This is a genomic window from Microcoleus sp. AR_TQ3_B6 (assembly GCF_036702785.1).
Lineage (GTDB): Bacteria > Cyanobacteriota > Cyanobacteriia > Cyanobacteriales > Microcoleaceae > Microcoleus.
In genome coordinates this window covers 12,393-28,822 of the sequence record NZ_JAUBVJ010000044.1, presented here as the reverse complement: position 1 = coordinate 28,822, position 16,430 = coordinate 12,393, and the positions used below count along the sequence as shown (strand labels likewise).

Below are 16,430 nucleotides of genomic sequence, written 5' to 3'. Positions count from 1 at the left end.
TGTAAAACTAACTAGCAAAATGCCAATGTAAGAAGCTCCTCAGAATAAAGTTGTCAAAATTTCTCAACCCATAGGCTTTTCTTTTGATGAGCTTTAATTTGTTATTAATTCCTTCCACAACTCCTTGAGTAGTCCTCCGATCAAAATACGCAATAATTTGTCCAATCCACCTAATAATTGTCCTACAGCTTTTGGGGAAAACGGAAATTGCATCCTTTAACCAATCACTTCAACTAAATAATCCTTCTACCAAATCTTTTGGGGATTCAAAAATTTGGATAAACTCTTCTTTTAATTGATGCATTTTGTGTTATGTAGGAGCCACTTTTTTGACTGATTATAACTGATATTTTTCGATTTCAGTGAGGTAATCTTCATTTTTTAGTAAGACACATTTACTTTTTTATTGCGGAGAGTATTTGCGCTTTTTTCGATTTTTTTTTAAGGCAACGGCTGCTTTATTAATTTTTTTTCTAGCTCCATCTAATTCTTCATTTACTTGCTTCATAACATGAAATCTATCGACCACAACTTCTGCTTGTGGCATTAAAGCTTCTGAGACATTTTTATAAGGCTTCCACATATCTATACTGCAGGCTTCTATTTGTTCTAAAACCTCTTCTCCCCAGGCTTCTAGGTATTTTTTGAGTTCCACTTGAGTTCGGTTTTTGATAATTTCTACTATAATTTTTTTATAGATATCTACTAAAACTACACAATAATTTTTCTGTCCTTTAACGACAGCAATTTCATCAATTCCTAGCCTTTTTAATCCAGATGGTTTTTGTCCGCTCAATTCCTTGACCCATTCTTTTAACATGGTTTCTATTTCTTGTTCGCTGACTCCATTCCTTTGAGCCACATTTTTCAGATCGCTTTCTAATAATTCTGACAAAATCTTTTTTTTCAACCTCTCTGTATAAGTTCTAGTTTTTTTAACAAATTCTAAGTCTTCACTAATTTTTTTTGGGCAACCTTCACACCTCATTTGACGGCGATTTACTTGTAAATATACTTTTTGCTCTCCCAACGGCAAATCCCTCACTACATAATAATGATTTTGATGGAGTTTATCAGTTTTCTTCCCACAGTCGGGGCCAAGGGCTTTTTTTTTGTTATTATCTAAGTAAATCGTGATTCCTATATTTTCAATAATCAGATAACTTTTGACGGTCACTCCCTCAATATTAAGGAGTTTGGTCATTAGATGAAGTTGAGGATTCGAGGCCATAAGTATAATTTTTATTTTAATTTCTGTAAGCTCTAACTTTATTAGATCCCCAAAATACCTGTAAGTCAATATATACTTGCTTTGCCAGCACCTAAATTTTATAATTTATAGTTAATTTTTATAAAAATTATTAACTTTTTTACGTCAGGGGGTGACAACCCCGTCTTGACCCATAGCTAACAAAGGTTAGACCGATTTATGGTAAAAAAAAATGGGGTCAATTTTTATAAGCAACCCCATATATATACAATGTTACCTCCATTTTACCAAAATTGTTTCCAAAGACAACTAAAAAAAGCGGAATACTTAACTCTGCAAATTAGAGTTTTTCTGCTGCAAGCACATAAACAAGTAAGTATTGAATCCCTGCCAACAGTCATGCCATACCCGATCGCATTTGAGAGTAGAAGACGCGCCATTCAAAGATTTTTCAAATTACCGACTCTGAATATTGAAAAATTGTGGTTCCCTCTGATTAAATACATTTTAAGGACTCTATTCAACAAACAAAAATACTTAATAATTGCTATTGATAGGACGCAGTGGCGTGACCGAAATATATTTTTCATCTGCCTAATTTGGCAGCAAAGAGCTTTACCATTGTACTGGCAGATTTTACCCAAAAAAGGGTGCAGTAATATCGGAGAGAAAAAAAAATTAATTCAACCCATTTTCCGGCTGATCAACAAATATAAATTCGTGCTCATAGGAGAGCGGGAATTTGGTAGCGTCAAACTTGCCAAATGGTTAAGCGAAAAGAATGTAAGGTTTGTTTTAAGAATACAAAAGGGGCGATATATTGAATCAGGATAAAATTTTAAACGGTTAAGTGATTTAGGTTTAATGCCTGGTACTAGCTTTTATTTAAAGGATGTTCAAGTTACCAAGCAAAAAGGGTTTGGCTTATTTGATATTGCAGGTTATTGGCAGCGTCGATATAGAGGTCATAGGGAAGACGAAGGTTGGTATCTGCTCACAAATTTAGGAACTCTGAAAGAAGCTGTCGCCACATTTCAATGTCCCAGTGGCAGAGAAGCTATGTTCAAAAATTGTAAAACGGGAGGCTATAATCTTGAAAAAAGTCACGCTTCGACTGAGCGCTTGAAAACTTTAATTTTATTGATAGCTTTAGCTTACATTTGCGCCACTTTACAAGGAAAAAAAATTCAAAAGCTCGGTATTCAAAAATATGTGGACCGCCTCAAAGAAGCAAAGCGAACTATACGCCGACATAGTAGTTTTTGGATGGGATTGTATGGTCATTATTGGGTAGTAGGAATAGAAGGTTGTGAAAAAATGATTGAGGAATTAATGGCAATAAGACGGAACAAGCTACCATTTTTTCAGAGGGGTTTGAGGGCTATGTCCCTGATGATACGGACGTTGTGACGGCGTTGTCACCCGGTGAACTTTTTTACATACTAGGTTCGGTAGAGCCATTTAAAATTATCGATGTTTTTGCCATGAGGTTACTAGAATACGACAGGGTGGCTTTAGGTATTTTTCTGGTAATTTTATCTCCAAAGCATTAGCGAGAGGACAACCAACAAGAAAACCAATCGAGTGCGGTCCTTTAAACCGAACTACCTCCAAAAAGAGCTTTTCGAGCCGAGCAACTGCTATGAGCAATCGCAAGATATCAAATGGTTTCTATCAGGCTCCCGTTCAAGCCTTCGGGTTCAATAAACCGATTTGCCTTACCCAAAGCCGGCGATTAGTATGTTCTAAATTCAAAATGTCTTCTAAAGACCAGTGGAAATGAAATGCGATGCAGGCTACCTCCTCATACACTTGGTCTAGGGGGTAGCGAAGGACTCCCCCGATAGTTCAAGCTCCACATTAAAGTCGTTACTGCATTTGGGACATTTAACAGGAAGAGATGCAATACCCTGTTGATTTATTCGGTTATAAAACTCTCTTAAATAGGCAAGATCGTAGGTAAAAAGATTCTCTAACAAATCAGGCGTTACTTCAACTAAATCGCCCAAATTGGTAATTACGAGGGAAAGCATCACTAAAAATCCATAAGCTGGATTATCCTGTACTAAACGGTTTTTTTGAACAGAAATTTCATCTTTGGCAGTGGCAAGGCGCATAAATCCTTGGGAGTGAACTTTTCCCTGGTCATCTACTAAGCCTCTAGGGAGGCTAAATTTAAATTCTGTTTGCAGTGAGTTTTGATTAGGCATAAGCGGGGTTCCTAACAGATTGGATCAAATTGGGAGCTTGAATTTTTCTAATAACAAATCTCGTTGTTGCTGAGCTAGCTCGTAATTGGGATTAATGTTTAAAGCGGCTTCAAAGGCTTCGAGAGCTTCTTGATATCGCCCCACTCCTTCTAAGGCTACACCTTTACCAGTCAAAACATAAAAGTTGTTGGGTCTGATGCTGCTAGCTTTTTCGTAGGCATATAATGCTCGATTATACTGTTTCAAAGTTACTAACACTATAGCTAGATTGTACCACGCTTCAAAGGATTTAGGGTTAAGTTCAATGCTAAGGTTTGCGGAATTTAGGGCGTTTTGGTAATCGCTCAACTGCCATAATGCTACGCTTTTGTTTGCTAAAACATCAGCACAGTAGCTTTTTGCTGATTTTAAAACATTTTCGTATTCTTTCAATAGCCACATTCCTAAATTTTCTCGGTCATACAAAATTTTATTACAAGTTAAATTAGCATTAAAATTAATCTCGCTGTCAAAAGCTTTTTCGTAAGCTTGGATTGCCAAACTATTTTGTCTTAACGTACTGAATATTCTGCCAGTGTTGAACCAGGCTTGAGTGTAGTTAGGATTAATTTCTATTGATTTTTGTAGGGCAACTAGGGCGTCTTGATACTTTTGTAAATGCCACAAACTGACTCCTTTGTTGTTCCAAGCTTCGGCCATATTTGCATTAATATCAATAGCTCGTTCAGCGGAATTCAGCGCTTCTTGGTATTGGCCCAGTCCGAGCGACGCACTACTATGTTGATTCCAGGCATAAGCGGGATTTTTATCTCCCCAACTGCCATCTCCATTGATTGCAGTATTGCAGGCTGCTAGTGCTTCTTTGTAGTTAGCTAATCGATTGAGCGTGGCGCAGCGATTGACTTGAGCGAAAGCAGATTTAGGATTAATTTGAATGGCTTTGTTATAAGAAGTCAGTGCTTTTTCATTCTGCCCTAATTTTTCTAATAGAATTCCTTGGTGCGTCCATACAGTAGCATCGTTAGGATTAATCGCTAAAGCTTTTTCGTAAGATGCGATCGCGTCTAATATTTTTCCGGCCCTTTGTTGCGCTATAGCGCGGTTGGTAAAAGCTGGTGCTGGTAGCGCATCTATCGCGCGATCGCAAGCCGCGAGTGCTTCTTCCTGTCTCCCTAAATCTGATAGAGTGCTGCAGCGTTCCACTTGGGCGATCGCATCATCTGCATTAATACTTAAAGCTCGCTCGAACGATGCCAGGGCTGTTTCATTTTCCCCTAACTTTCTTTGCGCTAAACCTCTATGATACCAGGCATTCGCTGGTGTTCCATTGCCCCAATTTCCATTTACTCGCAATGCTTTTTCCTGGGATGCGATCGCTTCATCATACTTACCCAATTCATATAATGCTTCTCCACGACGAGTCCAAGCCTGAGAATTTTTGGCGTCAAACCGCAGTAAAAAATCATAAGAATTTACCGCTTCGGCATATCGTTTTAACTGTAAAAGGGCATTGCTGCGACTAGACCAAATCTGGCGGTTTTTGCTGTTTGGTTTCAGGGCGATCGCTCGTTCGCAAGCTGCCAGTGCTTCCGCATAGTTCTGCTCGCTTTCTAATACCTGACACTGGGCAACCCAGAACTTAAAATCTTTTAAGCCAAAGTTGTCTGATCCTGCTTGAGATAGCAGTCGATCGCTCAAGTGAGCGGGGTTATCCCCCATTGCCAATGATTGAAGCTCAGCCGAAAGACTTTGTGTCTGTAGTGGCAGCATTAATGCTGCCACTACAGAAATAAACCTGCATGAGGTACGGCCCTCAAGGGCTATACTTATTCGATTTTTAACAGCGAAAGCTAGGAATTGCAGTTGTTCAGGAGATATTTTAAACATATAATATCCCAGCCAAATACATAAACTGAGAAAAATTTTTCAAGCGCAGTTAAACTAATTTATAGCAGATTTAAATTTTCCCGATAAAGTAATACATTTTTTAACAATGACACGACTTAGGCAAAAAGTAGCTTGATACACAACCTATAGTAGTAAGGTGCGCAGTAGTTATCATACATATAGAGTGTATGCGTCTATGAATGAATTTTACTAATGCTAGCTAAAATGATGAGAAGCAAAATTTTGACCCACTGGTTAACGGCGATTGCTGGGCTGTACCTGTTGGGAGTAGGAACAGAAGCGCGATCGCAAGATACCTCAGCGGTGCAACGGTTGCGGGAAACTAGAAACTGTGCGGGATGTAACCTCAGCAACGCCAACCTGCCAAACATCTACCTGCACCAAGCCAATCTGAGAAACGCCAATCTGAGAAACGCCAACTTGAGTAATGCTGACTTAAGTGGTGCTTATCTGAGAAATGCCAACTTGAGCAATGCTAACCTGCGCGGTGCCAACCTCAGGGGTACTAATTTAAGAAACGCCGATCTTAGAGGAACAAATTTTAGAGATGCTAAACTTAACGACGAAACAGAAATTGATACCAAGTGGCGTATTGTCTGGGAAATTGCGAATCAGTCCATCAGCGGTCGAGATCTGCGGGGAGCCGATTTAGAAGGTGCGAACTTGAGCAACCTAAATCTTAGTGAAATTAATCTAGAAAATGCCAATTTAATCGGTACTAACCTCAGCGGCACTAACTTGCAGAATACTAACTTAAGTAATGCCAACTTATTGCGAGCAGACTTGTTTATTGCCGAGCTTACAAATGCCAATCTCACTAATGCTAACCTCACTAGGGCCAACCTCAGTCAAGCCAACCTCAGCAAAACCAACCTCAGTCAAGCCAATCTCCATCAAGCTAATCTCAATAGCGCTAACTTGCGCGACGCCAATCTGAGTAATACAAACCTAATTTTTGCCAATTTCAGAGAAGGGGACTTGACTGGAATTAACTTAAATAGAGCCAACTTAAACAGCGCCAGCTTATTTAATGTAACCCTTAGAGATATTTACTTGAGCCACAATAATTTTCCTGGTGCTAACCTCAGAGGCGTAAATTTTAGAGAACTTAACATCAGAAAAATTAAGCTGAGCAGAAGCAATTTTGATAACCTGAGTTTAAACGGTGCTAATTTAATTAGCGCTGAGTTAAATGCAATTAATTTACAACAAGCTATCTTAACAACAGCCCAACTTAGAAAAGTAAATTTAACAAAGGCTAATCTGATTAATGCCGATTTAAGCGGTGTCAACTTAAGCGGGGCAGACTTGAGGGGTGCTGACTTAAGAGGCGCTAACTTAAGTAATGCCAATTTAAAAGGAGCAACTTTAAGTGGAACTAACTTAAGTACTAATACTAATTTTTGTGGTACAATCATGCCGGATGGGAGTCAAAAGCGTTGCTAATTGGTAATTGGTCACTCAAGAGCGTTTATCCAGTCTCCAATCCAAAATCTAAAATCTAAAATTGTATGACTCATCAATTTTTTCCACTACCGCCGATCGATCCTTTTGAACGCCTTCATATTTATGACGGCTTGATGATGAATAGGCAACGGTGGCTCTTGGCGCACGATTACCACCGCCGCCGCCAAAACGTTCACTATCAATCGCTCAATCAGCCGGGAATTGTTTGTGGATTGGGAGTAAGATTAATTGCTCCACCTCCTGAAATTGCAGCAAAATTTCGCGATCGACGTTGGTTAGAAATTCAACCAGGAATTGCGATTGATGTAGAAGGAAATCCGATCGTTGTTAACGAAGCTATTGACCGAACATATCGAATTAAAACCGAAGCGCCTGTAACTGGAACTCTGACCGTTTACTTGGTAGTTAGTTATGTAGAACCTGACAATCCCGAACAACAGCAAAATACTGAAACGTTACGAGAATGGCTGCGATTTGACGAAAAAATTCAGCCTCCCACTGCCAAAGAAATAGAATTGTGTCGAATTAAATTGCAACCAGGTCTAGTTAAACTAGAAAACCCAACGGATGTTTTATTTCCCTCATTTAATCAGTTAGATTTACGCTACCGCATCCAAGCCAAAGCCAGACCTCAAGCAGTAATAAAAGTGGCTAATATGAAACAAAAAGAGACAGATGACCTGTACAATACTGCTCGGCTAAATTTGAGCGATCGCTACCGAGAAAATCTTTCTTTTTTAATCCAATCAGTCGCCGCACTTTACCCGAATTTGCAAGCAGAAACAGAAATCGGACAAGCTAGCTTGCAAACGCCCCAATCTGTCGCTCCTTATGATTTGGTTTATCTCGCCGATTGGCAAATAGTTGAACTAGATGAAACAGAAATTGACACGCTAAAGACTTATTTAAAAACGGGTGGTATCATTTTAATTGATTCTCCAACTAATAACGACTTCCTAGTCGAGAGTATCAACAACATCATTACCCAAGAGCTAGAAACTAATTGGCAATCTTGGCAAGAATTGAGTCGCAATCATCCCCTTAAAACCCAACCTTTTTTGTTTGCTACTCTACCAACTATTAATCAATCGCCCATGGAAATTTGGCAAGGAGGTGGAATTATTTTAGTCACCGGCACTTTGTCAAATGCTTGGGGATTAGATGACGAATTACTAAATCGAAATGACATCCGTACAGCTCAAGAGTTAGGAATTAACATCCTGCATTTTGCCCTACGTCGGCGTCAGATTATGCAGTTGATACAATAAACATTTATTAATGATGCACTTAGGGGGGGCGGGTTTATTTATCTCTTGAGTTAGTTTCAAATGTTGTGGGGGTTATCCCGCCCGTCCAGTGTAAAAAACACTTGCACTAGCCAAGCTACTGGACAGGATATGATTATCAATTATATGGGGAGAGCAAAAAGTGCCAAATCTTGTTAAAGCTATTGTTTCCAAACGGGAAATCAGATTAATCCCAGATCTCGTCATTGAATCTGGCGATCAAACTGCTAATGATGAGAATAAATTCGAGGTAACTGTCGTCAATGAAAGCAACAAGTTCGCCAGCTTTTACATCGAGCTACTAGCAATTGGAGCCGATGCAGAATCCAATGTTAAATGGTACAACCTAGAACCCGAAGTTTCTGCTAAAAAACCCCCTGGCGACCGCACCACTTTTCACGTTATTATCACCAAACCGCCCATCCCCGTTTATGATGCAACGATCGAACTAACTTTAAGAGTATTTTCGGTCGAATTCCCCAATTTATCTATTAGTCAAAAAATTAATTTAATTGTTGAGAAAGCACGTAAACCTTTAAGGCTATATCTACCAATTAAAGACTTCAAAGTTTTGCCGGGGGAAGAAATAGAAATTCCAGTTATAGTTTATAATCTCAGCCAAAAAGCTACGGAGGTACAACTAAAAATATCTGGCTTAAAACCCGAATGGATAACTCAAGGAACCCAACAAACATTGCAAATAGATGCGGGAGACTACCAACAAACAAGTTTCTGGTGTCAGGCTGAAGAAAATACTCGAACTCTCAGCCGAAAATATGATTTCGCTATTGAGGCAAAATCCAACACTAGCAACCGTAACCCCCACGAAAAAGGAGTTTTAGAACTTTTACCACAAGGAAATGTAGATTTTATTTGCAAAAATAAAGTGCAAAAAATTCCGGTTCTAAAAATCAAAGGTGCTAAAAAACAATCTAAAGTGGCCACTTACGAATTGAAATTTGCTAACAACAGCAATTTACCTCAAGAAATCCACCTACAAATTTCCGCACAAGATATACAGCAATGCGGTTTAAAGATCCCTGAACCAATAGAACTTGCTCCCGGTGAAGCCAAAACAATGTATTTAGTGGCGAAAAAGCGACGACCTTGGTGGTGGTTAAAACGACGGCTATTATTTGAAGTATCGCCAATTTTAATTAATCCTAATACAGCCCAATCCGATCCACAAATTAGTTCAAATCCTAGCAGCCAAGTTTTAGAACTGCAAATTTTACCGATCATTCCATTTTGGCTGCAATTATTGGGGGGACTTTTACTGCTGTTGCTACTTTGGCTATTGTGGTATCTAAATCCCCAGGATTATCATAAAGGTTCTGTCAATTCCGTCCGTTTAATTGGCAATAGCAGCTTAGTTGTTAGCGGTTCCAGCGACCAAACTATTCGGCTTTGGCAAGTAGATCGAAGTTCTTGGCAACTAGATAGGCGCCGACTTAAATATGAAGGTTTTATTGCCGAAAAAACCGAAAAATCCGTGCGCGTTATTCACCAAAGTCCCCGAGAAGATTATATAATTGCCTCCGGATTAGAAAGTGGTGATATTAAACTTTGGAATATATTATTAAAGACAGAGCCACGGTCTATTTATCAGGGAACAGACCGCGTTTTTGCTCTCGATTTTACCAAAGATTCTGGTTATTTGTTCAGCGGTCACGGGAGTGGAGTTGTGCGTAAGTGGGATCTAGAATCCCCAAAAAAGCAACCTCAAACTGCTAATAGTCGCTTTACTATTTATGCGCTGGCTATCAGCGAAATTCGGGAAAAACAACCTAATGCCCTAGCTGTGATCGCCGGACGGTACAATAAATTATCCTTGTGGAACTGGTTGAACGGCGAAATTTACGAACTCGAATATTTCTCGTCAAAGGGGAAAAAAGATAAAAAGTTTTCTCCAATCGCAGGTCAAAATCAATACATTAATAGTTTAGCGCTCGCCGACAGTCAAAATTTATTAGCTTCCTCTGATAACCAAGGATATATTAGTTTATGGGACATGAATAAAATTCGCCAGTGCATTAATATTACTTCTGCTGCGATTGCAGAATACGGCTATTTCAGCCCCTTCAAAACTGATGGCTTGGGAAATGTAGTTATTCCCTTAGATTGCGACAATGCTATTATTGATCGGTGGCATCAAGGTCAGGATAACCAACCCGTTCGATCTGCTGCTTTAAGCCAAAATGGTTGCTACCTAGTCAGTGGAGGAGATGATGGACGAGTGGTACTTTGGCCTTTAGAGAACCGCAAGCGATCGCCTCAATACCAAGACGGAAAAATCATCGCCGATTTTCCGGGTATTAGAATCAACAGCGTTGACATTAAAGCATTAGATGATAACTTGTTTATCTTAACCGGCGATGATAAAAATCGAGTAAAATTATATCGTGTTAATGGGAGTGACGAAAATAACAATGCAAAGTGTCAATAACCCTCTATTCATCGAAGACATTTTTTCCGTAGAAGCGAATCAAGTGATTAGAGGATTTACTGCTAAACGTGACATAACTGTCAAAAATTTGGGCGAAAAAAATGCAGATATTGATATTTGGATTGCCGTGGGAGATGCTAAATCCGAACCTTTGCTAAGTTGGTGTACTTTCAGTAGACCAAATCCGCTAAGATTAGAGCCAAAAGGTGAGTGCGAAGTCACTTTATCCTTTGAAGTTCCCGCACAAGCAAACGTCGATTTATACAAGTATGACATTTTGATCGAGGCTCCCGCTCAATACCCAGACAAACTCTTTCGTCGTCCTCAGCAACTACGGGTATTGCGTTCCGAACGGGATGCAGAAGCAGACACGGAACCAGGATTTACCGTGCAGCCATTAACCAATTCAACTAACCCTTACCTTCTTCCATTTGGAGAAAAGTTAGAAGTCAAAGTTACAGTAGAAAATCGTTCTAGAAGAGTCGATCGCTTTTATTTAATTTGTCCCGAATTAAGCAACGATTGGTATAGCATCCGCTATCCCGAGAATAACATTGAAACGGCTGGTTTAGTGCAAGAAACCGATGGGTTACAACTCAACCCAGGGAACACAGGCGAAATTACTCTAATTTTGCATCCACCCCAATATACTATTGCTGGCAATTACTTTCCTACTATCCGCTTAATCTCCAGCAACCGAGAAGATTTAGTTTTGCTGGATGTGGTGTATTTGCAACTTCTTGCGAATGAAACATTGGATGTCGAACTGCATCCGCTTTTGCTTAGAATACCGACGCAGGAGGGAATATTTGAACTAAAGTTAACCAACCAAGGTAATATTACTCGTGAAATTGCGATCGCCGCCAGCGACCGCGATCGGCTTTTTAGCTATACCCCCGAATTTCCTGCCGCACTCCTGCCACCAATATCTACTACCAATATCCCGTTTAAACTACAACCTCGCAAGTGGTGGCGGCGTCCTTTATGGGGAAAAGCACTAGAATTTAATTTTGACATCCAACTTGAAAATAACCGCGTTTTACTCCTCCCCGAAACTCCCAAACCTTCAGCACTTCCCAAAGAATTACCCCAAGGAACTTTAATCTGGGAACCGCGTCCTTGGTGGCAAGTTTGGCTACCTATTTTACTATTGCTATTGCTGTTATTGGGATTGATTTCAGTTGGTGCATTTCTATTTTGGCAGAAAGCTTTCATTCAGCCCAAAATCAACCGAGTAGAACCAGTCACAAAAGTTTATCAAGAATTAGCAGCCAAACCAGTTAATTTAAACTTAACCCTGACTAACTGGCGCGGTTGGGAGTTTAAAAACAGGAAATTTCAAAATAGCAGCAAACTCTCCATGGTAAAAATTATTCCCCAAAGTCGCGAAGGAAATGGTAATGTTAAGAGTTACGGCTATAACGAATTATTGCAATTTTGCCAGGAGAGTGACAATCAGCTTAACTGCAAAAATTTACCCACAGAAACCAAACAAGCAGGCCAGTATACCTTCAAAGTCGAAGTTTATCCCCAAGGTCAAAATAAACCTTCTGATACTCGAGAAACCGATACCATTACAATTGAACCAATCGATACGCCAAAAATTATTCAATTTTCATCTAGCAGGTCAATTTCCCGAGACATTCTCGGAGATCAATTACTTCTAAATTGGAGAATTAGCAACCCCCAGCAAATACAAAACTTAATTGTAACTCAGCAAATTAATAACAGTTCGCCTGTCAAGAAAACATTCATTTACTGCAATCCTCAAAACTCACCTACTCAAGGAATGCAAGCGAAGCCTAACAACATAGAAAAAATCAAAGGGCAAGAATTTTTAGTTTGTCGAGGCGTAGCTATAAATGTTACTCAACCTGGAGATTATACTTTCAAACTCGAAGTAGTCTCCAAGCAAAATGTTACCCAACCTTCAGATACAAAACAAACCGATACCGTTACTATTGAACCTTCGCCTATCCCAAAAATTATTGACAAAGTTTTACCTAACAAACTTAACTATGAATATAAAGAACCCGTGTTTTTAAACTGGCGTCTCAGTTACCCAAGCCAAATCAAAGAACTGAGAATCATTCAACAAGGAAGTGATGGTTCAGCAGTTCAAAATACTGTGCCGTTAAATCAGTGTAGAATTCAAACCTCAAGTCCTTTAATTACTCAGCCGAATAGTCCTGTAAAAACTGGCTCTGCCAATAACTTAGATATGGTTATATGTGAAAATATCCGCGTTCTACCTACTACAGCAGGAAACTATACTTACAAATTACAAGTGTTTTCCATGCAAAATTCTAATCAACCTTCTGATACTCAAGAAACGGATAGCATTACAGTTAAATCGTTACCCGTACCAAACATTACTGAAATTTTATCCACTAAACCATTTTATGAAGCTGCTAAAAAGGAAGAAATATTACTAAATTTTAAAATTGGTGATGCCAATCAAATTAGAGAATTAAGGCTAGCAAGCCTAGCTGCTGATGGTTCGCTTAACAGTAAATTAAAAACTTATAATATTAATAATAGCTTGCCACTAGAATTAAGAAAATTTTGTGCTTTAACCACTTATTTGATTTGCCAAAATCTGCCGACGGGTGCAAAAGAAGCGGGTGATTACACGTTTAAACTGAGCGTAATTCCTAAGCAAGCTGAGGGAGCCACCGAGATTACTAAAAATACGCCACTTGTTAAAATTAAACCAATCCCGCCGAAACCAGCTACCCCTGTCAAGATTGTTTATTTTCGAGTCAATGGTCGGGATGTTAGTGAAAAGGCTAAGTACATTTATGAAATTAATAAAGACAGAAAACCAGTTGATATTATTGCCTCTTGGAAAGTAGAAGATGGGGAAGATATTAAAGTTGAATTACTGCCCTTGGGAGAAGTTCAAAAACCCGAAGGTGCTAAAAGTTTGAGGCTGGATAAACCTCCTAGCAACATCACGATTACGTTGAGAGTAACTAATAAAGCTGGCGAACAAAAAACGCAATCAGTGGTCATCGATACTGTTGAACCCAGGGGCTTAACTCAACCCCAAACATCTACACCCGGAGAAACTACACCCGGAGGTGCTTCACCCGGAGGAACTGCACCCGGAGATGCTTCACCTGGAGGAACTGCACCCGGAGGTGCTACACCTGGAGGAACTGCACCCGGAGGCGCTATACCTGGAGGAACTGCACCCGGAGGTGCTTCACCATCACCTTCTAATGCAGATACACTGTCGCCAATTGAATTGCCACCCAAACCGGATTGATGTTTGCGTAGAGTGCGAGCCTCATCTCTTTTTCGATATAAAATTAGCTCCAAACTAAAGAAAGTTTACAATTTGGCTCGGCTCTGTGATTTGACTCGCAGATTAAACTGAACTTCCCCCTGTAAATATACTTACACCGGCTCAAAAGCCTCTCATCACAAAGGTTTCAGTTATTGAGTAAAAAATTGTGTAGCCATGTAGATGATTGATATCTCTTTGCGATCGGCAATTATGTTGAATCTACAACAATAGAGCGCTCGCGCCTGCGTCAGCTATTGCCGCTCAATGGGTACAAACTTTCAGCTCAACAGTTGCATCCTTTCTTGAGTAAGAGTTTTAGGACTGTTAGTACAGTTTTATGGGGAAGTCCAGTTTAAATTTTATTTTGTGCTAGCTTCTGGTTGCAAAAATCATGGCAAAATAAAATAAATTTTTCAAATATAGGCTAGGAGAAGGAGCTGGGTAGGAACAGGCAATGGGCGCAGAAAGAATCTCAATCGAATTCTTCCTTGCTGGTGCAAAAAAGTTCATCTCGGCAGTAACCTTTCACCGATGCAATATACGATGCGCCAGCGCCAAAGCAGACGCCTTCAGTGCAGACAAAACGCCGTAACGTTGACGGAAGTAGGGTAACAGTAGAAGTTCAAAGTCGAGCAGGAGTACAGGCAAAGCTTTCAGTTGGTGCGCCTGGGGATAAGTACGAGCAGGAAGCCGATGCGATGGCAAATAAAATCATGACGATGCCTGCACCGGAAAGCGAGCAGCCAATTCAACGAGAAATAGCACCAGAGGAAAATAAAGAAGAGGAAGTGCAAGCTAAACCTCTGGCAGCTTCGATCGCTCCGCTGGTGCAACGGGAAACTGTCCCAGAGGAAAACAAGGAAGAGGAAGTGCAAACCAAACCTCTGGCGGGTAACATCCAACGGGAAACTACCCTAAAGGAAAACAAGGAAGAGGAAGTGCAAACCAAGCCTGCACCAGAGAGTAAGTCCCAAGCAAGTGGCAATGTAGAGAGCCTGCTAAGTGCTAGTAAGGGGGGTGGTAGCCCTTTATCGGATGAAGTGCGGGCCTTCATGGAGCCGCTTTGGTGCTGATTTTAGCTCTGTCCAAGTGCATACCGACGGTGCAGCAGCTCAGATGAACAAAGAGTTAGGCGCTCAAGCTTTTGCTCACGGTAGCGATATTTACTACGGTGCAGGGAAGTTGCCTGCTAAAGATGAGCTGACTGCACATGAATTAACTCATGTGGTACAGCAGACAGGCGCATCTTCTAGACAGCGCAGTGCAGATAGTAGCGTTCAACCCAAATGTACTGCTTGTGAAGCAGAAGAGGCAGAAGTAGCGAATAAAAACCCATCAATTAATTTCTCGAAATCTGCTAAACATTTACTTCAGCGCCAAGCAACTCCTGGTGCTGCTTCACCAATGCTTCCGCCGGGAGATTGCCAGCCGGGAGAACACCGACGACTTCAAGATGAAGTGGATAAATGGTGTAAAGGCAAGAAAAGGTGTAATGAATCGCAGACACTTGAAGAGCTAGAAGAAAGCGCTGAAAATAGCTCAAAATGTATTAATGCTCGCCTACGAATAAATAATAAATGCTTCCGAGGAGGCGATGCTACACATAAACAAGCTGTAGAGGAGGCAATAAAGAGGCTTGTGAGATGTCAGAAAGTTCGCGATCGCGTCAAAGCACGCCAATCTAAGCCGGAGGTGTCACCAGACTTTATGAAAAAAATGGCAGAAATTACAGGACTGACAGGAACGGCACTGCTGATGTATATCATCATTTCTGAGGGAAGTCGGGTTTTTCCACCGCGCAACCTAGTTCCTGTGCCTTAATCACCAAGCAATAATTATGATTAGCTCATCCATTGTCTTAGATAAACTCACCAGTAGTTTCCAGACACAGCCTTATCCAGGCGATCTCAACTTAGTTTACGATAACACTGGCTACCACTTGGAGTGTGTAGAAATTCAGCAAACTTTTGCGGGTAAACATTGGAGCGAATTATCTCAAGAAACACTAATTAGAGAAAATTCGGCACTTGCTTTTTTGACCCCTGAAGCATTTCGATTTTATCTTCCAGCTTATTTATCAAATGTTGTTCGAGAGTTTGATGAAAGTGATGCTTTACCGGAGATTAGTGTCTATTACTTGACGCTTCCTGTGGAGGCTGATTCCTTAATCAATTTAAGCTGTATTCAGCAGCAACCAAACGAAATTAAGTTAGAAGTAAGCCAATTTCTGATTGAGGAGCTATCCCGCTCCAATCAAAAGGTTCACCAATTTATGGAACGAATGTCTGGATTCAACCAGCAACAAGGTCAGGCGATTCGATATTACTTGGAATATCTAAAAGCTGAGAAAAATGATTATTTCTTTTCTAAGGAGCCAGAGATAGCAATCGAACGCTATTGGTTCATTTTTCCGCTTTGAATAGCTGGTTTAAACGGGAAAAGTATTTTTGAATAAGCTGATGTTTCTAAGCCTTGGGCAAAAGAGATGGTAAGCAGGGAAAAACAGCAGATCTTCCTAATTCTAGTTTGGACTTCCCCCATACAAATGTACTAACAGTCCTAAAACTATTACTCAACAAAGGATGCAACTGTTGAGCTGAAAATTTGTACC

General features: G+C 40.2%; 12 protein-coding genes and 1 pseudogene. 9 read left to right on the top strand and 4 right to left on the bottom strand.

The window, feature by feature from the left end; genetic code table 11:
- Nucleotides 1–7: 7 nt before the first annotated feature.
- Nucleotides 8–1,231 (bottom strand): annotated as a pseudogene (locus tag QUB56_RS20605) (ISL3 family transposase).
- A gap of 249 nt (nucleotides 1,232–1,480) precedes the next feature.
- Here QUB56_RS20605 and QUB56_RS20600 point away from each other — a divergent pair.
- Complete coding sequence (locus tag QUB56_RS20600; protein WP_332957687.1) at nucleotides 1,481–2,044, top strand: hypothetical protein; 564 nt, start codon at nucleotides 1,481–1,483, stop codon at nucleotides 2,042–2,044.
- 30 nt (nucleotides 2,045–2,074) lie between these two features.
- Nucleotides 2,075–2,620 carry a hypothetical protein gene (locus tag QUB56_RS20595; RefSeq protein ID WP_332957686.1) on the top strand — a complete coding sequence of 182 codons (546 nt, stop codon included), beginning with the start codon at nucleotides 2,075–2,077 and terminating at the stop codon, nucleotides 2,618–2,620.
- 276 nt (nucleotides 2,621–2,896) lie between these two features.
- Here the strand turns inward: QUB56_RS20595 and QUB56_RS20590 are convergent, their stop codons facing one another.
- The 3 genes from QUB56_RS20590 to QUB56_RS20580 are packed head-to-tail and all read right to left on the bottom strand — an operon-like array spanning nucleotide 2,897 to nucleotide 5,307.
- Complete coding sequence (locus QUB56_RS20590; RefSeq protein WP_332957685.1) at nucleotides 2,897–3,022, bottom strand: DUF6760 family protein; 126 nt, start codon at nucleotides 3,020–3,022, stop codon at nucleotides 2,897–2,899.
- A gap of 5 nt (nucleotides 3,023–3,027) precedes the next feature.
- Nucleotides 3,028–3,420 (bottom strand): phage tail assembly protein, encoded by a 393-nt coding sequence (locus QUB56_RS20585; RefSeq protein ID WP_332957684.1) that lies wholly within the window; start codon nucleotides 3,418–3,420, stop codon nucleotides 3,028–3,030.
- A 24-nt stretch (nucleotides 3,421–3,444) separates the two neighbouring features.
- Nucleotides 3,445–5,307, bottom strand: coding sequence for a tetratricopeptide repeat protein (locus QUB56_RS20580; RefSeq protein ID WP_332957683.1), 1,863 nt, complete (start codon nucleotides 5,305–5,307; stop codon nucleotides 3,445–3,447).
- Nucleotides 5,308–5,520: 213 nt separating this feature from the next.
- Between QUB56_RS20580 and QUB56_RS20575 the strand changes: the two genes are divergently transcribed.
- From QUB56_RS20575 to QUB56_RS20545, 7 genes are all read left to right on the top strand, one after another.
- Complete coding sequence (locus tag QUB56_RS20575; protein ID WP_332957682.1) at nucleotides 5,521–6,774, top strand: pentapeptide repeat-containing protein; 1,254 nt, start codon at nucleotides 5,521–5,523, stop codon at nucleotides 6,772–6,774.
- A gap of 65 nt (nucleotides 6,775–6,839) precedes the next feature.
- The gene (locus QUB56_RS20570) at nucleotides 6,840–8,063 is read left to right on the top strand and encodes a DUF4159 domain-containing protein (protein WP_332957681.1); all 1,224 of its coding nucleotides are present in this window, start codon (nucleotides 6,840–6,842) and stop codon (nucleotides 8,061–8,063) included.
- Nucleotides 8,064–8,223: 160 nt separating this feature from the next.
- Nucleotides 8,224–10,527: a hypothetical protein gene (locus QUB56_RS20565; protein ID WP_332957679.1), complete on the top strand. Its 2,304-nt coding sequence runs from the start codon at nucleotides 8,224–8,226 to the stop codon at nucleotides 10,525–10,527.
- Entirely contained in the window at nucleotides 10,511–13,798 is a 3,288-nt protein-coding gene (locus tag QUB56_RS20560) for a hypothetical protein (RefSeq protein ID WP_332957678.1), read from the top strand. Before QUB56_RS20565 ends, QUB56_RS20560 begins: the two co-directional genes overlap by 17 nt.
- Before the next feature lie 593 nt (nucleotides 13,799–14,391).
- Complete coding sequence (locus QUB56_RS20555; protein ID WP_332957677.1) at nucleotides 14,392–14,892, top strand: hypothetical protein; 501 nt, start codon at nucleotides 14,392–14,394, stop codon at nucleotides 14,890–14,892.
- A gap of 43 nt (nucleotides 14,893–14,935) precedes the next feature.
- Nucleotides 14,936–15,640, top strand: a complete 705-nt coding sequence (locus QUB56_RS20550; RefSeq protein WP_332957676.1) for an eCIS core domain-containing protein — start codon at nucleotides 14,936–14,938, stop codon at nucleotides 15,638–15,640.
- A gap of 16 nt (nucleotides 15,641–15,656) precedes the next feature.
- On the top strand, nucleotides 15,657–16,238 hold the full coding sequence (locus tag QUB56_RS20545) for a DUF6714 family protein (RefSeq protein ID WP_332957675.1): 582 nt from the start codon (nucleotides 15,657–15,659) through the stop codon (nucleotides 16,236–16,238).
- Nucleotides 16,239–16,430 lie beyond the last annotated feature (192 nt).